General features: G+C 64.3%; 20 protein-coding genes and 3 pseudogenes. 10 read left to right on the top strand and 13 right to left on the bottom strand.

What is annotated here, in order from left to right; genetic code table 11:
- Positions 1–24 precede the first annotated feature (24 nt).
- The 13 genes and pseudogenes from kdsA to C0617_RS02600 all read right to left on the bottom strand — a co-directional run bounded on the left by kdsA (position 25) and on the right by C0617_RS02600 (position 13149).
- Positions 25–861: pseudogene (gene kdsA, locus C0617_RS02535) on the bottom strand (3-deoxy-8-phosphooctulonate synthase).
- Positions 862–2466, bottom strand: a pseudogene (locus C0617_RS02540) (CTP synthase).
- Positions 2467–2556: 90 nt separating this feature from the next.
- Positions 2557–3318 carry a 3-deoxy-manno-octulosonate cytidylyltransferase gene (gene kdsB, locus C0617_RS02545; protein ID WP_291315450.1) on the bottom strand — a complete coding sequence of 254 codons (762 nt, stop codon included), beginning with the start codon at positions 3316–3318 and terminating at the stop codon, positions 2557–2559.
- A gap of 388 nt (positions 3319–3706) precedes the next feature.
- Positions 3707–4354 (bottom strand): metal-dependent transcriptional regulator, encoded by a 648-nt coding sequence (locus tag C0617_RS02550; protein ID WP_291315451.1) that lies wholly within the window; start codon positions 4352–4354, stop codon positions 3707–3709.
- A 183-nt stretch (positions 4355–4537) separates the two neighbouring features.
- The gene (gene feoB, locus C0617_RS02555) at positions 4538–6502 is read right to left on the bottom strand and encodes a ferrous iron transport protein B (protein ID WP_291315452.1); all 1965 of its coding nucleotides are present in this window, start codon (positions 6500–6502) and stop codon (positions 4538–4540) included.
- Positions 6503–6567: 65 nt separating this feature from the next.
- On the bottom strand, positions 6568–7005 hold the full coding sequence (locus C0617_RS02560; RefSeq protein WP_291315453.1) for a transcriptional repressor: 438 nt from the start codon (positions 7003–7005) through the stop codon (positions 6568–6570).
- Between the two features lie 71 nt (positions 7006–7076).
- A complete protein-coding gene (locus tag C0617_RS02565; protein WP_291315454.1) occupies positions 7077–7826 on the bottom strand; it encodes a cytochrome c biogenesis protein CcdA in 750 nt (249 codons plus the stop codon).
- Between the two features lie 4 nt (positions 7827–7830).
- A complete protein-coding gene (locus tag C0617_RS02570) occupies positions 7831–8367 on the bottom strand; it encodes a TlpA disulfide reductase family protein (protein ID WP_291315455.1) in 537 nt (178 codons plus the stop codon).
- 77 nt (positions 8368–8444) lie between these two features.
- Positions 8445–8807 carry a metallopeptidase family protein gene (locus C0617_RS02575; RefSeq protein ID WP_365888858.1) on the bottom strand — a complete coding sequence of 121 codons (363 nt, stop codon included), beginning with the start codon at positions 8805–8807 and terminating at the stop codon, positions 8445–8447.
- A 23-nt stretch (positions 8808–8830) separates the two neighbouring features.
- On the bottom strand, positions 8831–9292 hold the full coding sequence (locus C0617_RS02580) for a PaaI family thioesterase (protein WP_291315456.1): 462 nt from the start codon (positions 9290–9292) through the stop codon (positions 8831–8833).
- 16 nt (positions 9293–9308) lie between these two features.
- The gene (locus C0617_RS02585) at positions 9309–10613 is read right to left on the bottom strand and encodes a trypsin-like peptidase domain-containing protein (RefSeq protein ID WP_291315457.1); all 1305 of its coding nucleotides are present in this window, start codon (positions 10611–10613) and stop codon (positions 9309–9311) included.
- 13 nt (positions 10614–10626) lie between these two features.
- Positions 10627–12030: pseudogene (locus tag C0617_RS02590) on the bottom strand (sigma-54 dependent transcriptional regulator).
- 39 nt (positions 12031–12069) lie between these two features.
- Positions 12070–13149, bottom strand: coding sequence for an ATP-binding protein (locus tag C0617_RS02600; protein WP_291315460.1), 1080 nt, complete (start codon positions 13147–13149; stop codon positions 12070–12072).
- Between the two features lie 217 nt (positions 13150–13366).
- Between C0617_RS02600 and C0617_RS02605 the strand changes: the two genes are divergently transcribed.
- The 10 genes from C0617_RS02605 to C0617_RS02650 all read left to right on the top strand — a co-directional run bounded on the left by C0617_RS02605 (position 13367) and on the right by C0617_RS02650 (position 21678).
- Positions 13367–14311, top strand: a complete 945-nt coding sequence (locus C0617_RS02605; protein ID WP_291315461.1) for an AEC family transporter — start codon at positions 13367–13369, stop codon at positions 14309–14311.
- Entirely contained in the window at positions 14311–15315 is a 1005-nt protein-coding gene (locus C0617_RS02610; protein ID WP_291315462.1) for a glycosyltransferase, read from the top strand. Before C0617_RS02605 ends, C0617_RS02610 begins: the two co-directional genes overlap by 1 nt.
- A gap of 159 nt (positions 15316–15474) precedes the next feature.
- Positions 15475–15850: 50S ribosomal protein L11 methyltransferase (locus C0617_RS02615; RefSeq protein ID WP_291315463.1), on the top strand; the 376-nt coding region annotated here is incomplete at its 3' end.
- 301 nt (positions 15851–16151) lie between these two features.
- Complete coding sequence (gene citC, locus C0617_RS02620) at positions 16152–17165, top strand: [citrate (pro-3S)-lyase] ligase (protein ID WP_291315464.1); 1014 nt, start codon at positions 16152–16154, stop codon at positions 17163–17165.
- Complete coding sequence (gene citD / locus C0617_RS02625; RefSeq protein ID WP_291315465.1) at positions 17165–17428, top strand: citrate lyase acyl carrier protein; 264 nt, start codon at positions 17165–17167, stop codon at positions 17426–17428. Before citC ends, citD begins: the two co-directional genes overlap by 1 nt.
- A complete protein-coding gene (locus C0617_RS02630) occupies positions 17429–17899 on the top strand; it encodes a PPC domain-containing DNA-binding protein (protein WP_291315466.1) in 471 nt (156 codons plus the stop codon).
- 2 nt (positions 17900–17901) lie between these two features.
- Positions 17902–18822 carry an aldolase/citrate lyase family protein gene (locus C0617_RS02635; protein ID WP_291315467.1) on the top strand — a complete coding sequence of 307 codons (921 nt, stop codon included), beginning with the start codon at positions 17902–17904 and terminating at the stop codon, positions 18820–18822.
- Positions 18809–20350, top strand: a complete 1542-nt coding sequence (gene citF / locus C0617_RS02640; protein ID WP_291315468.1) for a citrate lyase subunit alpha — start codon at positions 18809–18811, stop codon at positions 20348–20350. Before C0617_RS02635 ends, citF begins: the two co-directional genes overlap by 14 nt.
- Positions 20325–20864, top strand: a complete 540-nt coding sequence (locus C0617_RS02645; protein ID WP_291315469.1) for a citrate lyase holo-[acyl-carrier protein] synthase — start codon at positions 20325–20327, stop codon at positions 20862–20864. Before citF ends, C0617_RS02645 begins: the two co-directional genes overlap by 26 nt.
- Positions 20800–21678, top strand: a complete 879-nt coding sequence (locus C0617_RS02650; protein WP_291315470.1) for a triphosphoribosyl-dephospho-CoA synthase — start codon at positions 20800–20802, stop codon at positions 21676–21678. The genes C0617_RS02645 and C0617_RS02650 overlap by 65 nt, the downstream gene beginning before the upstream one ends.
- Positions 21679–21819: the final 141 nt, after the last annotated feature.

Here is a 21819-nt window from a genome sequence, read left to right on the forward strand (position 1 = left end):
AAAAACCTCTGCCTGCCCTGGCCTTCAGGGGCGGACTGTTCCTTTTTTGACAATGGCGTCGATGGCGAGGATCTCCTCCAGCATACCGCGAACATCGCTCAGATAAAGGGAGTTGGGGCCATCGCAGAGGGCCTGCTCCGGGTCCTCATGGACCTCCCAGAACAATCCGTCGATGCCGACGGCCGCCGCAGCCCTGGAAAGTGCCCCGACGTACTGGCGCTGCCCACCCGAGGAGCCGCCCGACCCGCCGGGCAGCTGGACCGAGTGAGTGGCATCGAAGATGACCGGGCACCCCGTCTCGCGCATGATCACCAGCGAACGCATGTCGGTCACCAGGTTGTTGTATCCGAAGGAAGCCCCCCGCTCGGTGAGCAGCACCTGATCGGTGCCTGCAGCTTCGAGTTTGCCGACGGCGTTCTGCATGTCCCAGGGGGCCAGGAACTGACCCTTCTTGACGTTAACGACCTTTCCGGTCTTGGCGGCGGCCACGAGGAGGTCGGTCTGGCGGGACAGAAAGGCGGGAATCTGGAGGATGTCGAGCACCTCGGCGGCCGGGGCCACCTGGGAGATGTCGTGGATATCCTAGACCACGGGCAGGTCAAGCTCTTCCTTGACCCTGGAGAGGATGCGCAGTCCCTCGGCCAGCCCCGGGCCCCTGAAGGAGGTCACCGAGGTCCGGTTGGCCTTGTCGAAGGAGGCCTTGAATACGAGTCCGATGCCGAGCTCGGCGGCAAGTGCCTTGAGGAACTCGGCGATGCGCAGGGTGACCGATTCGTCCTCGATGACGCAGGGACCGGCGATCAGAACCAGGGGCCGGTCACCCCCGAAGACGGCGTTCCCGACAGTAATTTCGCGAACCATCTACTTCTTGCCCCGCTGCTTGAGGCAGGCACCCACAAACGACTCGAACAAGGGGTGCGGCGCCATGGGGCGGGAGCGGAATTCCGTGTGGAACTGGCATCCCAGGAACCAGGGGTGGTCGGCCAGTTCGACGATCTCAACCAGGTCGGCCTCGGGATTGACCCCCGAGAGGAGCAGGCCCGTCTCCTGCAGCGTTTCCCGGTAGCCGTTGTTGAACTCGTAGCGGTGGCGGTGGCGCTCGCTGATGTCCTGCTTGCCGTAGAGGCGCCGTGCGAGGGTCTTCTCCTGAAGGGTGCAGGGGTAGGCCCCGAGCCGCATGGTGCCGCCCTTGCGGGTCACCCCCTTCTGGCCTTCCATGATGTGGATGACCGGATTCTTTGCGTCCTCGCGGAACTCGGCCTAATAGGCCTCTTCGATGCCGCAGACGTTGCGGGCGAACTCCACCACCGCCATCTGCATCCCCAGGCAGATGCCGAAGAAGGGCACCTTGTTCTCCCGGGCGTAGCGAATGGCGGCGACCTTCCCCTCGCTGCCCCGCTCCCCGAAACCGCCCGGCACCAGGATGCCGTCCACGCCGTCGAAGGTGCCGTTGACGCCATGGCGCTCGAGGCTCTCCGAATCGACGTACTTGAGGTTGACCCGGCAATCGTTGGCGATCCCGCCGTGGGTCAGGGCCTCGGAGAGGGACTTGTAGCTCTCGGTCAGCTCCACGTACTTGCCGACGATGGCAATGGTGGTCTCCCCGCCCGGCTCCTTGACGCGCTTGCCGATCCGCTCCCAAGCGGAGAGGTCGGGAGCCTTGGTCCAGATGTTCAGATAGTCGACGAGCCGCTCGTCCAGCCCCTGCTCGCTGTAGACGATCGGCACCTCGTAGATGGAGGCTACATCGCGGGCAGTGACCACCGCCTCCTCCCTGACATTGCAGAACAGGGCGATCTTGGCCTTCATGTCGCGCGGGATTTCCCGGTCGCAGCGACACAGCAGGATGTCGGGCTGGATGCCGATCTCACGCAACTCCTTGACGCTGTGCTGGGTCGGCTTGGTCTTCAACTCCCCGGCGGTGGGGATGTAGGGAACGAGGGTCAGGTGGATGTATAGGACGTTCTCGTGGCCGCGGTCGGTGCGAAACTGGCGGATCGCCTCCATGAAGGGAAGCGATTCGATATCACCGACGGTGCCGCCGACCTCGACGATGGCCAGGTCGACATCCTTGGCATTCTCCAGGATCTTGCTCTTGATCTCGTTGGTAATGTGCGGGATGACCTGAACAGTGCCCCCGAGGTAGTCGCCCCGGCGTTCCTTGCGAATCACCGAGTCGTAGACCTGCCCGGTGGTAAAGTTGGACTTGCGCGAAAGAAGCGCAGTGGTGAAGCGCTCGTAGTGCCCGAGGTCGAGATCGGTCTCGGCGCCGTCGTCGGTGACAAAGACCTCACCGTGCTGAAACGGGCTCATGGTCCCCGGGTCCACGTTGATATAGGGATCCATCTTCTGCATCGAGACCCGAAGCCCGCGGGCCTCCATCAACGCGCCGATAGAAGCCGCCGCCAGACCCTTCCCCAGGGAAGAGACCACCCCGCCGGTGACAAACAGAAACTTGGTCTTCATCGAGACTCCTTGTGCGAACTGGACAATTGCTAAAAACTAAAGGCGCAATCTTACACGGAAGCGTTCCAAAAGGAAACCCCCTCAGGCCCCCTATCGGGCCCCCATGGAACCGGCCGCCAACTTTCGAACGGCCTCCAGGTCCTCGGGGGTATCCACCCCCTGAGAGGTCAGATCCGTCTCCACCACGCGGATCCGGTGCCCATGCTCCAGGGCCCGCAGTTGCTCGAGTTTCTCCAACTCCTCCAAAGGAGTGGCGGGCAGTGCCGGGTAGGCAAGCAGGAAGTCACGGCGGTAGACGTAAAGCCCGATATGCTTGCAGGGCCGAACCCGGCACAGGTGCTCCTGCAGGTCGCCCTCGAAATCGCGTGGATGGGGGATCGGCGCCCGGGAGAAATAGAGGGCGAAGCCGTGCAGATCGGTGACGACCTTGACCACGTTGGGGTTGCGGTACTCCTCGACCGAAGCGAGAGGGGTCTTCAGGGTTCCCATGGGGATTGCCGGGTCGCGAAGCAGAGGCTCCACCGCAAGGTCGATCATGCGCGGATCGACAAGGGGTTCATCCCCTTGCACGTTCACCACGAGGTCGGTGTCCAGGCGATCAGCCACCTCGGCTAGACGATCGGTCCCGGTGGGATGGTCCGCACGGGTCATCTGCACATCCCCGCCGAACCCCTTCACCGCAGAGGCGATCCGCTCGTCGTCTGTGGCGACGATGACCCGGTCGACGGTGGCGGAGCGGGCGGTGCGTTCATAGGCCCACTGTACCATCGGCTTGCCGAGAATGTCGGCCAGGGGCTTGCCGGGGAATCGGGTAGAGGCGTAGCGGGCGGGAATAACGGCGGTAACGCGCATGACAGACCTTTCGCGAAGGATGGCAAAACCGACCGTAGGGTAATGAAACCGGGAGGGGATGTCAAGCGGAGGAAGAGGCGTCGCAAGGCACAGAAAAAGGAGATCGGAACACGGTTCCAGGACGATCAGGAAACACCCGCGAGAACCCGTGGGAGATCTCCTCCCTGGTTGCTGCGCGACAATACCGCCGGCGCCCTCCTATTCAAGAATTTTTCTATTGACATATATAATTTTTCTGATAGTCTGATTCCACCTTCTTCATTTCTTTACCCCCCGAGCCCCTGGGTCCCCCTATACCCCAGGGGCTCACCCTTTTCTGCAGCAAACGAAAAGGGGAGCCAAACGGCTCCCCAATCGGTCGATCACTCCCCCCCGATTCCGGACTTATTCAATCCTTGCGCACAAAGATCTCCCGGGCCAGTTCCTCATCGACAGCAAATTCGGAATTCCCGACCTTGAAAATGTAGGTCGGGAAAGTTCGACCGAGGGAAAGAGTGTTTCCGGGCAGCACCCCCATGCTCATCAGTTTCTGCATCTTTTTCGGGTCGGCGGTGGAGAGGTAGGCGATCTCCCCCTTCTGCCCCGCCTTGAGTTCGGTGAGGGCAACGACCCCGACCTCCCCGCGCACCCGTGCGGCGTCGCAGCACTCGCCGGAAGGGATCGGCTTGCCGTGGGGGCAGGTCGTGGGGTGATTGAGAAGGGTGCAAAGCTTGGTGTCCACGCCCTGAGAAAGCAGATGCTCGAACTCGCAGGCCTTGGCATTGCCCGTATCCCCCTTGATGTCGAGGATGTCCATCATCAGGCGCTCGGCGAGGCGGTGGCGGCGCACGGTCATGCGGGCCGCAGGCCGTCCCTCCTCTCGCAGGTAGACCCTCTCCCCCTTGATCTCGAGATAAGCCAGACGGTCGAGCTCGAGCAGGGCGTCGTCCCCGGGGCCGACCCCAAGGGTCTCCAGCAGGGCGGCATTATCCCCCTGTTCCTCGGTGGCGATCCATAGCGCCTCGAGTATCTCCTCGGCCTTTTCGGACAGTTTCATGGGGTCGATCCTCCTATTATTCTTGGTTCTTTTTCAACAGGCGCCGCAGCAATTTCGGCGGGGCCGGGTTCTGATAACCGCAATGGGGGCAGTGGACCTTGCGGCACCCACCGGGGCAGCTGCCGCAACTCTCCTGATTCTCCATCGCATCCTCGGGGATCTCCTTGTTGCAGTAGCCGCACCTCACGACAACACCCCGGTGAAGAGCAGGATGCGGTTGAGCAGCCAGCCTGTGCCGAAGGCCAGGGCCGTGACGAAGACGAAGATCCCGAGGGAGACTCTCCAGCCCCGCTCCTTCTTCATCACCAGAAACTGGGCCACGCAGGGGACGAAGAGGGTCAGGGTCACAGCCGCCACGGTGAGCTGGACCGGACTGAGCAGGCCCGCGGTCTGCAGGTCGTAGAGCCCGGCGGCGCCGAAGTCCCGGCGGAAGAAGCCGAATATGAAGGCCGCGGCGACCTCGACCGGCAGGCCGAGAGCGGACATCGCCGGCTCCATCACGCCGACCAGCCAAGCCAGGGCGCCGGTCATCTTCCCGGCCCAGAGCAGGACCGAGGCGATGATGAACAGGGGGAATATCTCGAGGAAGTACCACTGCATGCGGGTCAGGGTCTTGACCAGCACGTTGCGCGACTGGGGCAGGCGCAGGGGCGGGATCTCCATGTAGAACATGGGACGCTCGCCGGAGACGAGGCGCGCCGCGAGAAAACCGATGATCAGGAAGACGAGGGTCATGCAGGCGGTCCAGACCGCCAACGCCCCGGGGGTCGCCGCGAGCAGACCGAGGATCACTCCGAGCTGGGCGCTGCACGGGATGGCCAGGGCCAGCAGCACGGTGGCGATGATCCGCTCCCGCACAGTTTCGAGGGTCCGGGTCACCATGGTGGCCATGGTGTCGCAGCCGAAGCCGAGGACGATGGGGATGACCGCCCGGCCGTTGAGGCCGATTCTCTTGAAGACTCGATCGACGAGCATGGCCAGCCTCGGGAAGTACCCGGTGTCCTCGATGACTGAGAAGGCAATGAAGAAGGTGCCGACGATCGGCAGCACGATGGCCACGGCGTAGCGCACGCCGAGGGTGAAGATGCCGTATTCTCCGACGAGCAACTCGTTGAGCCACTCCCAGGGGATGTGCCGCTCCCCGAGGCCGATAACCCAGGGGTTGATGTGCTCTTCAAAGAGGCTCCCCTCCAGAAAGTCGACGACCGTTCCGGCGCCAAAGCCGCCCACGAACTTGTACAGGCCGAAATAGAGCACCGCCAGCAGCAGGGGTACCCCGGTCCAGGGGTTCATGCTCCAGGCGGAAAGACGCTCGGCGACGGTCGGGCCGCCCCGCTCTCTCTGGGCAATGACCCCCTCGAGAAGCACCTTGCAGACCCGCTTGCGCTCCAGGCTGATGCGCAGGTGCAGATCGACCCGGCGCTCAAAAGCAATCGTCCTGACCGCCTCCTCAACCCGGGAGTAGCCCTCCCCTTCGGTCTGGCGAACCAACTCTCCCACGCCCTCGTCCTTCTGCAACAAAAGCAGGGTCAGGGCCCGGCGGTCGAGTGGATAATCGCCCTTCAGCAGGGCCGCCACCTTGGCGATGTCCCTCTCAAGATCTGAGGCGTAGGCGAAGACCGGACGCCCCTCGACGCTGTAGGCGGCCAGGAGTCCGCGCAGCTCTTTCAGACCGCGGCGACGCGCCATGGCGGTGCCGATCACCGGAATCTGCAGCTTCTCCTGCAGCAGGTCCAAGTCGAAGACCATGCCGAGCTGCTCGGCCTCATCGAGGACATTCACCACGAGAACGACGGGGAGTCCCGCCTCGACGAGCTGGAGCGTCACCGGGAGCATCCGCTCAAGATTGCGGGCGTCGACAACGTGGAGGACCACCCCGGCAGTCTCCTGCAGGAGGATGTCACGGGCCACCCGTTCCTCTTCGGTAATGGGCAGCAGGGAATACATCCCCGGCGTGTCGAGAACCTCGTAGCGCCGACCGGCAATATCGCAATGCCCCCGCGACACCTCCACCGAGGTGCCGGGGTAATTGGAGACGGTGGTGTAGGCGCCGGTCAGGGCGTTGAACAGCACGCTCTTGCCGACATTGGGATTGCCGACCAGGATGATCTTGGGCGCCCCGGAGGACGATTGGCTCGAATCGGTCACCCGGCAGCCCCCTAACTAAGATTGACTATCATTTTCATCTTTAACCCATTAGAAGAGATTGGACCTCAGTCGGCGCAGCAACGGGCACAGAGACCGTAGAGTTCGAGGCGATGGCTGGCGATCCGGAACCCGTGCTCTTTGGCCACCTGCTCCTGCAACTCCTCGATGCGGCGGTCTTCGAACTCGAGGATCGCACCGCAGCCCGTGCAGATCAAGTGGTCGTGGTGCTCTTCGCTGGTGCTGGCCTCGTAGCGGGTCTGGCCGTCGCTGAAGTGACACTCGTCGGCCACCCCGCACTCGGCGAAGAGCTTGAGGGTCCGGTAGACGGTCGCATAGCCGATGCTCGGATGCTTCTTGCGCAGCCGCAGGTAGAGATCTTCGGTGGAGAGGTGCGATGAGGCGCGCAGGAACTCGTCGAGGATAATCTCCCGCTGCCGGGTCGACTTGAGCCCCTTCTCTGCCAGGAAGTCCCGAAAGGTCTTTTTGTTTCGAGTTGTCGGCATGGTTTTGAAATCGGATTTCAAATTAACAAGGAGGGAGGTTCCGTGTCAAGGCGTAAAAGACGTTCGAGATCCTAACCGGTCACCGGCAGCCACTGGTAGAGGTAGCCGGACAGCCTGCCGAACAGGTTAAAGAAGAGCATCACCCCGACGACCATCAGAAGGACGCCGGTAAAGATCTCCATCAGGCGGATGTACTTGCGGAAGCGGTTGAAAAAAGCGAGGAAACTGTGAAAGAGGAGGCCAGAGACGAGAAAGGGAACCCCCAGGCCGGCCGAGTAGACGGCGAGAAGCATCACCCCCTTGGCGGCGTTGCCGGTGGTTCCGGCGGCGAGTGCGAGGATCGCCCCGAGGATCGGTCCGATGCAGGGGGTCCAGCCGGCGGCGAAGGCGAGGCCGACCAGGAAAGTACCGACAAAACCGCTCGGCTTGCTGTGAATCTGGACCCTTTTTTCGCCGAGCAGAACGCCGAAGTGAAAGAGGCCGCTCATGTGCACGCCGAAGAGGAAGATCAGGACGCCGCCGACCCGCTGCACCCAGACCATCCCCTCCCGCATGTGGTCCTGGAAGTTGGAGGATGCAATCCCTGCCAGGGCGCCAAGGCTGATGAAGACCGCGGAGAAACCGGCGATAAAGGCCAGAGAGTGGAAGAGGACGGTGAGCCGCACCTTGGCGCCGGGGTGGGCCTCCTGGAGCTGGCCGAAGGAAAGGCCGGTGATATAGGTCAGGTACGAGGGGATCAGGGGCAGGACGCAGGGCGAGAAGAATGAGAGGATACCCGCCGAGAAGGCGATCCAGAAAGTTATGTCGCCGCCCGCCCCCATTCCGCTATTTCTCCACCAGGGCCCGGATGTAGCGGACCGTTTCCGGTTCGGCCCAGTCGATGGCGCCGATCACCCTGTCGACCACGGCTCCGTCCTTGCCGATGATAAAGGTCTCGGGAAAGCGGTAGACCTTGAAGAGGTTCTGGGCCTTGGCGGCGGGGTCGAGCAGAACAGTAAATGAGTGCGGGTTGCTCTTCAAAAAAGCCTTGACCGGCCCGCCGTCGCCCTCCTCCACGTTGACCGCCAGCATGACGAAATCCTGTCCGTCGAATATCTCGTTGAGGCGGTCCATGGAAGGCATTTCCGCCTTGCAGGGGGGGCACCAGGTGGCCCAGAAGTTGAGTATCACGACCTTGCCCCTAAACTGGGACAGAGTGACGTCCTGGCCCTGTACGTCCTTGAGGGTAAAGTCGGGCGCCAGCGCCTGGCTCTGAGCCGGCTGGGCGGCTTGTTCCTTGGGCCTGGAACCGGCGGCGAAGACCCAGTAGAGGGATCCGCCCAGAAGAAGGAGTATGACCAGGAGAAACAGGGTGCGACGCATGGAAGAGATCCTTTCAGAAATGCTGTACTCTAAAGCTCTTTCTAAACCGTGGGCTGGAAAAAGTCAAGGACCAGCCGTCATTTGCCTTGCTCGGCCCAATGACGTTCGACCTCGTCCATTTCCTCTTCAGAGAAGCCGAAGTAGTGGGCCAGTTCGTGCACGACGGTCTCCCGCAGAACCCGCGCCAGGGGCTCGCCCGTCTCCTCCATGTGGTTTTCCACCGCCAGCTGGAAGATGATGATGACATCCGGAAGGCAACTGCCGTAGTCGTGGGTCCGCTCGGACAGCGGCCATCCGCTGTAGTAGCCGAGAAGGTCCCGGGGATCTTCGAGGCCGACCTCCTCGAGGGTGGCCGGTTCGGCCCAGTCCTCCACCTGAAAGGAAAGGTTCTCGATCTGCGCCAGGAACTCGGGAGGGATAGCGGCGATGGTCCGTTCCAGGTGCCGCTAGAAATCCCGCCGCTTCACTCGCCGATCCCCTGGCCGCGGGCGACCTTGAAGAGAGCCGTGAACCGAAGGACCTCGCGGCCGCCCTCATCGGCCAAGACGGCTTCTCCCCGAAAAGTGCGCTCCTCGGGACCGGTGACCGAAGCCGTCGCGGTGACCGTCCCCTCCTTCACCGGTGCGAGAAAGCGGCTCGTCAGTTCGATCGTGGCGAAAACCGTCCCTGCCGGAAGCAGGCTTTTGATGGCCATGGCCACCGCCGTGTCGGCCAGCGCCGTCAGGGCCCCGCCGTGCATGTAGCCGCCCCCCATGGCCAGCTTCACCCGAAAGGGCATGGTCAGGACCGCCCGGCCCTCTCTCGCCTCCTCGATGGTCATCCCCAGCAGGACCTCGAACGGGGCGGAATCGACCCAGGCCTCCATCTCGAACTGGGACTCGCCCTCCCTGCGCAGCGCATCCCCGTCCACCAACAGCCTCGACATGTCCTCTTCCTCCTTCTCAGGGCAGTTTTACGTAATATCCCCGGCTTCCTCGGACGATAAGAAATTCCAGGGGCTCCCGCCCGGCATTCTTCGCCACCAGGCGGTCGAAATCCTCCACTGCAGCCAGCCGCTCTCCGGCCACCTCCGCGACCAGGTCGCCCCGAAGGATACCGACGGCGTCGGCCCCAGACCCGGGCACCACCCGGCTGACGACCACGCCCTCTCGGCCGCCTCGAACGACGAGGCCGAACACCCGCTCCCCGTAACTCAAACCGTACCCGTCCGGCACGCTGGACAGTCGGACGATCGCCTCGGTTTCCCTTGTCCCCCTCAGCAGGTTGACCTGCAGCCGATCACCGGGAGTATAGGTGCGAAGCAGGGCGCGAAATTCCTCGGGGGAACCGACCGGGTTGCCGTCGATGGCGACGATGACGTCGGCGACTTCCAGACCGGCGGTTGCCGCCGGCGAACCCGGCTCGACCCGGTTGACCAGCACTCCCGCCCGCCCCTGGGCCCTGGCGAAAGCCTTTCCGACCGGTCCCGGGACCACCCCGAGAAAGGCCTGACGCACTCCTCCGTAGGCAATAAGATCATCCACCACCCGTTTGGCGGTGTCGATGGGGATGGCGAAGCCGATCCCCTGTGCCTGCCGGGCGATGGCCGTGTTGATTCCGATCAGTTCGCCCTCGATATTGATCAGGGGTCCCCCCGAGTTGCCCGGGTTGATCAGCGCATCGGTCTGGATGAAGACCGAGAAATTTCCTTCCCCGGTCGGTATGCGCCGGTCCCTGGCGCTCACCACCCCGGTAGTAATGGAATGCCCGAGCCCGAGAGGGTTGCCGATGGCGATGACCGTCTCTCCGACCATCAGGTCGTCGGAACGGGCCGGAGGCAGGTAAGGGAGGTCCCTTCCCCCCTCGACCTGAAGAACCGCAAGGTCGAGGAGTTCGTCCCTGCCGATGAGCCGGGCCTCCAGTTCCTTTTCACCGCCGGGTTGAGCGACATAGATGTGCGAGGCCTTTTCGATGACATGGGCATTGGTCAGGATGTGCCCGGCCCCGTCGATGATCACCCCGCTGCCGAGAGACTCGGTCTTGTAGACCTTCGGGGGCGCCAGGCCCCGGAAAAATTCTTCGAAGAACGGGTCGGCAAAGCCGAACAAGGGCGAGGAGCTCCGTTTGACCGTCTGCTCGGTACGAATGTTGACCACTGCGGGTCCGGCCTTCTCCACGGCCTCCACCACGGGGGTTCGCCGCCCGGCGGCGGCCGCGGGCTCCACCCAGGCGGCCGCGATCGTGAAAACCGCAACGACCGACCACAAAAACCTTCCCGCACTAAACGTCCGCGTCCTTTTCACCGCCCTCCTCCATGCTCTTTGCGTCCGGCTTCTTCTTGATTCCGTACTTTTCCATGCGGTAGATCAGGGTGTGTCTCGGCACGCGAAGAAAAACGGCGGCCTTGGTCTGGTTCCAGCCGTTTCGACGCAGGGCCTCGGTCACCGCCTCCTTCTCCAAGTCTTCAAGAGGGTATCCCTCGGCCGGCAGACGAAGCACCCCGCCGCCGGTCCGGCTCCCTTCGCCGCGGACCTTGGCCGGCAGATCCGACTCGGCAATGGTCTCTCCCCTGCGCAGGAGCACCATCCGTTCCACGGCGTTCTCCAACTCCCGCACATTGCCCGGCCAGTCGTAAGCGACCAGGGACTCCTGAGCGGCATCGGAGATGCTGATGGTCGCCCCGTCGGCGTGCTTATCGAGAAAGTGCCTCATCAGGAGGGGAATGTCTTCGCGCCGCTGGCGCAGGGGGGGCAGTTCGACGGGAATGACCGCCAGCCGGTAATAGAGGTCCTCGCGAAAGCGGCCTTCGGCCAGGGCGCTCTCCACGTCGCGATTGGTGGCGGCGACCACCCGCACGTCGACCCTCTGGGGGTTGCCTCCTACGGGCTCGATCTCCCTTTCCTGAAGGGCCCGCAGCAGTTTGGGCTGAAGCTCCAGAGGAAGCTCCCCCACCTCGTCGAGGAAAAGGGTTCCGCCCTCGGCCCGGGCGATCTTTCCCTGGCGGTCATGAACGGCACCTGTAAAGGCGCCCCGGCGGTGGCCGAAGAGTTCGCTCTCGAGGAGGTCTGCCGGGATGGCGGCGCAGTTGACCGCGACGAAGGGCCCTTCCCTGCGTTCGCTGCCGTTGTGAATGGCACGGGCGATGAGTTCCTTGCCGGTCCCGCTTTCCCCTGTGACCAGGACCGTCGCCTCGCTGGCGGCCACCCGCCGGACGACGTCGAAAACCTCCCGCATGGCGTCGGAGATGCCGACGATGTGGGAGAAATCGACCCGTTCGGCCAGCTCCTCGCGCAACCGGGCGTTCTACTCGCGCAGTCCGCAGACGGCAAAGGCCTTCTCCACGACGAGGCGCAGTTCCTCCCGACCGAAGGGCTTGGTCAGGTAGTCGAATGCCCCTTTTTTCATCGCCTCGACCGCCTGCTCAACGGTGCCGAAGGCGGTAATCACCACAACCACCGTATCGGGGCGGTCGGCCTTGATCCTCTCAAGAACCTCGTAGCCGGAGAGTCCCGGCATCTGGATATCGGTGAGGACCACGGCCGGGCGGTTCTCTTCGAACAGGCGCAGACCGGTCTCACCGTCCGCAGCCGTGAGCACGGCGTGTCCGGCCTCCTCCAGGGTGAATTCAATCACCCTGCGAAGAGAATCGTCGTCGTCAATGACCAGAACCGCTCTACGGGACACCTAAAACTCCTTCACGATGGCAGCCGCAACACTTTCTACTCAAGCCCGGATGCCGCCGCCGGAACCCGCGCAGGGCAGGATCATTGTAAAATCCGTCCCCTCTCCCGGGCGGCTTTTCACCTCGATTCGCCCGCCGTGGCCCTGGACGATGCGGTGAGTGATGGCCAGGCCGAGCCCCGTGCCCTCCTGGCGAGTCGTAAAAAAGGGATTGAAGACCTTGTCCTGGTCCTCCCCGGAGATCCCGTGGCCGGTGTCGGCAAAAACGATCCGGACCTCCCCCGCCGCCTGCGCGGTGGTCACCTTCAGCCGCCCTCCTCGGGGCATGGCCTGCAGGGCGTTGAGGACCAGGTTGAGAAACGCCTGCTGAAGCTGCTTGGCGCTTCCCGTTGCGGAGGCGACGTCCCCGGCCTCGAAGATCACCTCGATGCCGTCCCTGGCTGCCGGTTGGCGGGTCAGGGCGAATACGTCCCGGAGTGTCTCGTTGACGTCGACACGCTCCCGCTCGGGCTCGGACGGCCGGGCAAAATCGAGGAAATTCTGGACCACCTTGTTCAGCCGGTCGACCTCCTTGAGAAGGATGCGGCCGAACTCGTATCGCCGGTCCTGCGGATCGACCCCCTCCTGAAGGATCTCCGCCGTGCCACGGATCGACCCCAGGGGGTTGCGGATTTCATGGGCCATCCCAGCGGCCAGCTCCCCCAGGGCCGAAAGCCGGTCGGCCCGCCGCAGCTGAGCCTCCACCTCCAGAATCTGGTCGGCCTGATTCCGAAGCTTGGCGTAGCTGCGCTCCAGCTTCTGGGCGGCGCGCCGGGCGCGAACGGTCTGAATCCGCTCCCGCTCGGCGAGAAAGCCTGTCAGAAAACCGATGACGTTGTAGAGGACGATCTCCAGGTACTGCTCCAGGGCGATGCCCGGATGGTGACCCCACTGGAAGATGACGTGGGGTGCGTAGAGAGCGGAGACGACGACCGACGTGGCCAGCCCGCCCCGCAGGGTGAACCAGAGGCCTCCCAGGACGATGGGCACATAGTAGAGCCGGCGGAAGATGTCATGGTATTCGACCCGCTGGGTGGTCGTCAGGTAGTGCAGAGCGGTCACCCCCAGCACCAGCAGGGCCACCGCTGCAAGACGCCACCCCGCCTCGGGCCTTTTGGAAATTTCCTTTTTTTCAGCTTCCTTGTCCGTCGCCCCGCCCTCCCCGGCCGGATTGGCCTTAAGTTTTTAATAACTTTATCAATTTCGGAAATAAATGGGAAGCGCCAAGGGAAGATTCCATTGGACAGCCGCCGCGGGCTCAGGTTATGCTCCGCCCCATAGCCCTTCAAAGACAGCTGCCATGGCCCTATTCCTCGACATCCTCATCATCGTCCTGCCGGTGTTCCTGGTCATCGGTCTCGGCACTCTGCTGCGCAAGCTGGGGTTGATCGACGCCACCTTCCTTTTCCAGACGAACCGCCTGGTCTACTACGTCTGCCTACCCCTGCTGCTCTTCTACAAAATCGGCAGCGCCGACTTCTTCGCCAACTTCAACGCAGCCCTGGTCGCCGCGAGCGCCACCGCCATCGCCGCCGGCTTTCTGCTCTCGTACGGCTGGGCTGCGCTGCGCCGTTACCCTCCCGGAGCCAGGGGCGCCTTCAGCCAGGGAGCGTTCCGCGGAAACCTGGCCTATGTGGGCCTGGCCATCGTTTTCAACGCATACGGCGAAGAGGGCTTCACCCGCGCAGGCATCCTCATGGGTTTCCTGGTGCCGGTGCTCAACTTTTTCGCCATCCTCGCCCTGATGCTGCCCCAGCGCCATACGGGCGAATCCCGGGGGGCCGGCTTCTGGGTCCGCCAGATCGCCCTCAACCCCCTCATCCTCGCCTCTTTTGCGGGCATCGCATGGAGTTTTCTGGCTCTGCCGATGCCGGTGATCCTCGAACGCAGCCTGAATATCGCCACGGGCATGACCCTGCCCCTGGCCCTCATCGCCATCGGCGGCTCTTTCTCCCTGGAAAAACTTCGGGGCGACCTGGTTCGGGCCGGTTTCGCAACCGGCATCAAGATCGTCTGGCTGCCCCTCATCGCCGCGCTGCTGCTGAGGCTCTTCGGAGTCGGCGGCATGGATTTGGCCATCGGCGTCCTCTTCGCCGGAACCCCGGCCGCCACCGCGACCTACATCATGGCCCATGAAATGAAGGGCGATGCAGAACTGGCCGGCTCCATCGTCATGATGTCCACCGCCCTGTCCGCCTTCAGCTACACGCTGGCCCTCTTCATCCTGCGCACCGCGGGGCTGTGATGCTCCCCGCGGTCTCGGTCCTTCTGCCGGTGCGCAACGAGTCGCGCTTCCTTCCGGCGGCCCTGGCCTCCCTGCAGCGCCAGACCCTGACAGACTGGGAACTGGTCGCCGTCGATGACGGCTCCACCGACGCCACCTCCGCCATCCTCGCCGAGACCGCCCGACGTGACCGCCGGGTACGGGTCCTCTCCCGTCCCCCCGAGGGGCTTGTCGCCGCCCTCAACGCCGGCCTCGAAGCCTGCCGGGCCCCCCTTGTCGCGCGCATGGACGGCGACGACGTCTGCCACCCCCAGCGCCTCGCCCTCCAGGAAAAGGCCCTTCGGAAGAACCCGGCCCTCGACCTGCTCGCCTGCGGAGTGCGCCACTTTCCCCGTCCGACCCTTCAGGAGGGGATGCAATATTACGAGCGATGGCTGAACGGGCTCCTCTGCCACGGAGAGATCGCCCGCGACCTTTACGTGGAATCCCCCTTCGCCCACCCGAGCGTCCTCTTCCGCCGGAAGGCGGTCCTCGCAACCGGCGGCTACCGCGATCTCGGCTGGCCCGAGGACTACGACCTGTGGCTGCGCATGGCCCGCCACGGGGCCCGCTTCGGCCGCCTGCCGCAGACCCTCCTCTACTGGCGCGACCGGCCCGAGCGCCTGACCCGCACCGCACCCCACTGTTCACCGCAGGCCTTCCGCGACTGCAAGGTGCATCACCTCAAAAAATACTATCTGCGGGGAGAGGCAGAGGTCACTCTCTGGGGGGCTGGAATCGAGGGAAAGGCCTGGCGCAAGGCCCTGCAGGCCGAAGGGATCAAGGTCGACCGATGGGTGGAGATCGACCCGCGCAAAATCGGCCAGACCATTCACGGTGCCGCAGTTGTGACCCCCGATGCTCTGCGCCCTGGATCCGGAAAGGTCCTCGTCACCATCGGCGCCAGGGGGGCCCGGCAGCAGGTCCGCGAACGGGCTGAAGGCCTGGGCCTGAAGGAAGGGAAAGACTTCGTCTGCGTCACCTAGTACAATGTTTCTCGCCCCCCTCCGACCTCATGTTTCAGGCGAGAAGCTTATGCCTAAATGGCTGTTTTTAGCTAATTTTTTAAGCACTCAGACGAGGCCGGCCACAAACCCAACGAGCGCACACATACACACCTACTTACCCGACCAAGGATACGTCCCATGGGAAGAACCTTTCAACCCTTTACCGTTGGCCATCGTTTTCGCATCACCCCTCCCGAGGGGGGGCCCTCCCGCGACAGCCGCCTCGACCTCGTCATGGCCGCCGGGGCCTTCGGTTCCGGAGAACACGAAACGACCGCCAGTTGCCTTGAGATCCTCGAGACCATGCCGGAGGTCCAGGGTGCAAGGGTTCTCGACCTGGGAAGCGGCACCGGCATCCTGACCATCGCCGCCCTCAAGCTCGGCGCAAAAAGCGCCCTCTGCATAGATATCGAAGCGTCCGCCGTGGAGGCCTGCCGGGAAAACTGCAAAATCAACGGCGTCGAGGAAAGGGTCGAACACATGTGCGGCACCCTCGACGATGTCGGCGAGGGATNGTGGCCGAAAACCTGGTTGCGTTCGCCCGCCCGGCCGCCCCTCTGCTCCTCTCCGGGATGCTCTGGGAATACAACTTTCCGGTGCGCCAAAAGTACGAACGTCTCGGTTGCCGGATTTCCCAGAACCGGATGCTGGAGGAGTTCAGCACCCTCCTGCTGCACAAAGCCTAGCCTTCCCCCGCCCTTTCCATCACTACCCCCGGAACCGGATATCCTTGCGGGAAACCGCTTTCCCTGCGTATACGACCACTTTTTTCACAGGCATGTTGGCCTCTGCATCCCATGTGGTAGGCTCAAGACATGGTCACGCAACTGGTCACTCGAAAAGAGGTCGATCAGGCCCGGCTCCTCGTCGAAAACAACGGCCTTTCCTTCGAACCCGAAGTGGACGACCTGGTCGGGGCCTTCGAGGAAGGTCGCCTCGCCGGGGTCGGTGCCCGCCGGGGCAACATCCTGAAAATGCTGGTCATCCGGCCCGACCTGCAACACGGATCCCTGCTCGGCGAACTGGTCACCGAACTGATCCGCAGCGGCAGCCGGGCCGGCATAGAAACCTTTTTCGTATTCACCCGGCCGGAGAATGCAGCCTCCTTCAGGGCCCTCAACTTCGCCCCCCTCGCAACCCGCCCCGCGGCGGTCCTCCTGGAGTACGGCGAGGGCATCGCCACCTACCTGGGCCGGCACCGAGACCGGGTGCGCCCCGGCACAAACGGCGCGGTCGTCGCCAACTGCAACCCTTTTACCCTTGGGCACCGCTACCTCGTCGAGGAGGCGGCCTGCCGGGTGGACACGCTGTACCTCTTCGTGGTTCGCGAGGAGCGCTCCGCCTTCCCCTTCGCCGACCGCCTGCGCCTGGTCCGCGAGGGGACGCAGGATCTGAAAAATGTGATCGTACTGGACAGCTCCCACTACGCGGTGAGCGCGGTGACCTTTCCCGCATACTTCCTCAAAGCGGAAGAAAGCGCCGCCAGGCTTCAGATGGAGATCGACCTGACTCTGTTCGGCAGGCACATCGCGCCCTTTTTCTCCATCGCCAGGCGTTTCGTAGCCGCCGAGCCCCATTGCCGGACCACCCGGCTGTACAACGAGACGATGCAGGACATTCTTCCCCCCTACGGTGTAGAGGCAGTGGTAATGAAACGCAAGATGCTGAACGGCGAGCCGATAAGCGCCTCGCAGGTGCGCAGAGCCATCCGCCGCGAGGCCTTCGAATCGGTGCGCCGGATGGTTCCCGCACCCACTTTCGATTTCATCATGTCCGAGGCAGGTCGTGCCGTCCGAAGACGGCTCAGCGGTCAGGAGAGGAGGCACTGATGGAAATCCGCAGCAGGGTACAGGCCGGGACCCTCCAGTCGAGCGACCTGATGGTCTTTCTCGAGCCGGCCGAGGGGCTGGAGATCCTGGTCGAATCGACGGTCAAGAGGCAGTTCGAGCACCTCATCCGGGAGCGGATCGAGACGGTGCTGGCCCGCTACGGGGTCGAGAGCGGGAGGGTCCGGATATCCGACCGGGGCGCACTCGACTACGCCATCGAGGCGCGCCTGGAGACGGCCCTCCGCAGGGACAAGGAGGTTTAGATGGAAGGCTATTGGTTCAAGGAGTGGGTCCAGGGCCGGCGCTTCGTCCTCAAGATCGAACCGGGCCAGTCGATCACCTCAAAGCTCGCCGCCTTCGGCGAGGCCGCCCGGGTCCAGAACGCGGTCATCGTCTCCGCCGTGGGGTCGGTGCAGAAGGTGCTTTTCCGGGGGATCAAGGCGGGGGCCAAGCGCCCCATCACCCCTCCGCGCATGCAACTGCACGAGCTGGCCGGACCGCTGGAACTCCTCGGCCTGGAGGGAAATCTCTTCCCCGATGAAAACGGCCGCAATGACCACCACCTTCACATCCTGGTGAGCAAATCCTCCGGAGAGGTCTGCGGCGGCCACCTCTTCGACGCGGAGGTCTTCGCGTCCTGCGAGATTCTCATCACCGAGGTCTTGGTCGAGGGGGTTGAGCGCCACACCTCTGAACGGGGCGGCGTGCCGACCCTCTTTATCGAGGAGCGATAGCGATGGCCGGATTCCAGCTGCGCCGCAGCCTGCTCTACGTCCCGGGAAACATGCCTTCGATGCTGCAGAACATTCCCATCTTCGGCTGTGATGCGGTCATGATCGACCTGGAGGACGCGGTCCCCCTGAGCGAGAAGGATGCGGCCCGGGGCCTGGTCCGGAACTTCCTCCGGGACTACCGGGAGCGGGACAAGGAGGTCCTGGTGCGGATCAACCCCCTCGATTCTCCCCGCGGCTACGCCGACCTGAAAGAAGTCCTGCCGGCCCTGCCTGACGGCATCCGCCTGCCCAAGGCGGACACCCCCGAGATCGTCGAGACCCTGGACACCCTGCTTACCGAGTACGAGGAGGAACTGGAACTGGAGGTGGGCCGCTTCACGATTCTGCCCTCCATCGAAAGTGCCGCGGGGGTCCTGAACTGCGTCCAGATCGCCCGAAGCACCGCGCGTCTCATCGGCCTGGCCTTCGGGGCCGAGGACTACACCGCCAGCCTGGAGATCGAGCGCACCAGGGGGGGAGAAGAACTCTTCCATGCCCGCACCCGCATCGTCTGGGCCGCCAAGGCCGCCGGCATCCAGGCCATCGACACCATCTTCGCCGACACCGCCGACATGGAAGGATTGCGGGTCGAAACCGAACTGATCAAAAAACTCGGTTTCACCGGCAAGTCCCTCGTCAATCCCCGCCAGATCGAGGCTGTCCACGAGGTTTTCGCGCCAAAACAGAAGGAGATCGACTACGCCCTGCAGGTTGTCGAGGCCATCGGCAAGGCCCGCCAGATGGGCACCGGGGTCATCTCATTGGAGGGGAAAATGGTCGACGCCCCAGTGGTCAAACGGGCCGTGCGGGTCCTCAAGACCGCCCGCGCTCACGGCCTGACCGACATCGAACTCGACGAAGAGGTGGTCTATGGCAAGGAATAGCCTGGGCCGGGAACTTCCCGGGTCCTACCACGGAAAGAACATCCTCCCCTACGATGGACCCTTTTCCAGACAGCCCGACGGCCCGCGGGCAACCCGCCCCCTGCGCCGGGTCAATCCCGGTGCGGACAAGTTGCTCGCCGGCGGGCTTCGCGAGGCCATCGCCGCGGTCGGCCTGAAGGACGGAATGACCGTGGCCACCCACCACCACCTGCGCAACGGCGATGCCCTCCTGGCCGCCCTGGTGCGGGAAATCGACGTTCTAGGCATCCGCGATATCGGGATCGCCTCCAGCTCGATTCACCCGGTCCACGCCGAACTGGTTCCCTTCATCGAGAAGGGGACGATCACCCGGTTCGAGTGCGGGGTCAACGGACCCATCGGCGAGATGGCCTCGCGGGGGGAACTGTCCTGCCCCATCGTGGTGCGCACCCACGGCGGCCGCGCCCGCGCCCTCATCACCGGGGAGGTGACGGTGGACGCCGCCTTCATCGCGGCGCCCTGCTGCGACGCCTACGGCAACATGAACGGGCACCGGGGCCCGAGCGCCTGCGGCAGCCTCGGCTACGCCCACACCGACGCCCTGCATGCCCGCCAAGTTGTGGCCGTCACCGACAACCTCGTCCCCTACCCCGCCACCCCCATCGCCATCGACCAGACTTTGATCGACTACGTGGTGGAGGTGGACACCCTCGGCGACCCGGCAAAGATCGTCTCGACGACAACCCGCATCACAACCGACCCCGTCGGGCTGCAGATCGCCCGTTACGCCGCAGAGGTGATCGAGGCCGCCGGCCTGCTCAGGGACGGTTTTTCATTCCAGACCGGCAGCGGCGGCACCTCCCTCGCCGTGGCCGATCAGGTCCGAAGGAGGATGCGCGAGCAGGGAATCATGGGAAGCTTCGGCTGCGGAGGCATCACCGGCTACTTCGTGGAGATGCTCGAGGAGGGTCTGTTCCAGGCCCTGTTCGACGTGCAGTGCTTCGACCTTCAGGCCGTCGCCTCCATCGGCCGAAACGCGGGCCACCTGGAGATCAGCGCCGACATGTACGCCAACCCCTTCAACGCCGGGGCGGTGGTCAACCGCCTCGACTGCGTCATCCTCGGGGCCACGGAGATCGACGTGGACTTCAACGTCAACGTCAACACAGAGTCCAACGGCTACCTTTTGCACAACACCGGGGGGCACTCGGACACCGCGGCCGGGGCCAGCCTGGCCATCATCGTCGCCCCCTCCATCCGCGGCCGCCTCCCTATCGTCCGCGACGCGGTGACCACGGTCACCACCCCCGGCGAGACAGTGGACGTGGTGGTCACCGAACGGGGCATCGCCGTCAGCGAACGTCACCCTGACCTGAAAAGGGAGCTGAAAAAACGAAAGATGCCGGTCAAGGACATCCGCGCGTTGCAGCGGGAGATCCTCCAGGTCACCGGGCGGCCCCGCCCCTTGGAGTTTTCGGAGCAGATCGCCGCCCTCATCGAGTACCGGGACGGGACCATCATCGATGTTGTTCGTCACGTTCAGGAATAAGCTTCTCGAAGCCCGGGACAGCCGCCACCGGGCCCTGCTCAGGGCCCTTACGGTCCGGACACCGGCGGTCCTGTCCCTCGCCCTGAACATCCCGGGGCAGGGGAAAACCCCTACCGGAAGCGCGGAACTCTTCTGCTGGGGACGCGACCGCCTCGAACGCTCCTTCTCGGGCCTGGTGGAGTTTCAAGGGGGGGAGGATGCGGCCGGCCATTACGCCCTCTTCCTGCTGGGAACCGCCCCCCTCCTCGCCAAGGTGCGCTGCCTGGCACTGGAAGAAAGCCGCCCCGCCGCCCGGCTCCTCGACCTCGACGTTTTCGACCGCCTCGGCCGCCCCATCGACCGCGCCCTTCTGGGGCTGTCCCAGCGAACCTGCCTGGCCTGCTCCCGGCCGGCCAAGGAGTGCATCCGCACCGGCAGCCACGACCAGCCTGCCCTGCAGAGGAGGATCGATGACCTGCTCGCGCCGTTTCGCCCTGGAAAAGCTGTGCGCCGCCCTGACCGAGGGGCTGCGTAAGGAGCTCCGGCTCACCCCCAAGCCCGGCCTGGTCGACCTGCTCGACAGCGGCTCCCACCGGGATCTCTCCTTCTTCAGGATGCTCGCCTCCGTGAAGATGGTGGGGGACTTTTTTCGGGAAATGGCCTCCGCCCTCTGTGCGGGGGAGTCCCTTCCGAGGCTGGTCGCCATCGGCAGGGACGCGGAGCGACGCCTGCTGGCCGCTTTTGGCGGCAACACCCACAAGGGGGGCATTTTTCTCGGAGGGCTGCTGCTGAGCGCCCGGGCCCGGTGCGCCGGCGACTCTCCCGAGCAGCTGCGCCACGCGGTGCGCGCCGTGGCCAGCGAGTTCTTTGCCTTCCATGCCCCGGAGGGCACCAACGGCGAGAGAGCCCGGCGGGAACTCGGGGCGTCCGGCATCCGCGGCGAGTGCCTCGCAGGCCTGCCAGCTCTGTTCGACGTGGCCATGCCGGCATACCACCAGGGTAAGCAACTGGGCTTCGGTCACGAAAAGGCCGCCTTACTCGTCATGAGCCGCCTCATGCAAAGCGTGGAGGACACAACCGCCCTGCACCGTTGCGGCGAAGCGGGGCTGGCCCGCCTGCAGGACGACGGCCGCCGCCTGGAAGCGGTGCTGCTGCAGGGAGACTCCCCTGTGCCGCTTCTTCTTCACCTCAATGCCGATTACCGACGGATGAACCTGACCATGGGGGGGGTCGCCGACCTTCTCGGCCTCACCTTCGCCACCCTCGACCACCTGGAAGCCCCATCCGCAACCCTTTCCCGGCCCGTCCCCGCCGTTCTTCTCGCCGGCCGCCCCCCAGGTGCAACCTGAACGAGGGGCGTCTCCCAGCCCCTGTCCGCGCGCATCTGAAAAGCGCGTGAACCCCCATCCACGCTTTTCCAGGCCAAGAGGCCTTGCCGCCTGAACACACAAGAGCCGGGCCCCTGGGGACCCGGCTCTTGTGCCTCTCTC

The sequence above is a fragment of the Desulfuromonas sp. genome (assembly GCF_002868845.1).
In the GTDB taxonomy this organism is placed as follows: Bacteria; Desulfobacterota; Desulfuromonadia; order Desulfuromonadales; family BM501; genus BM501.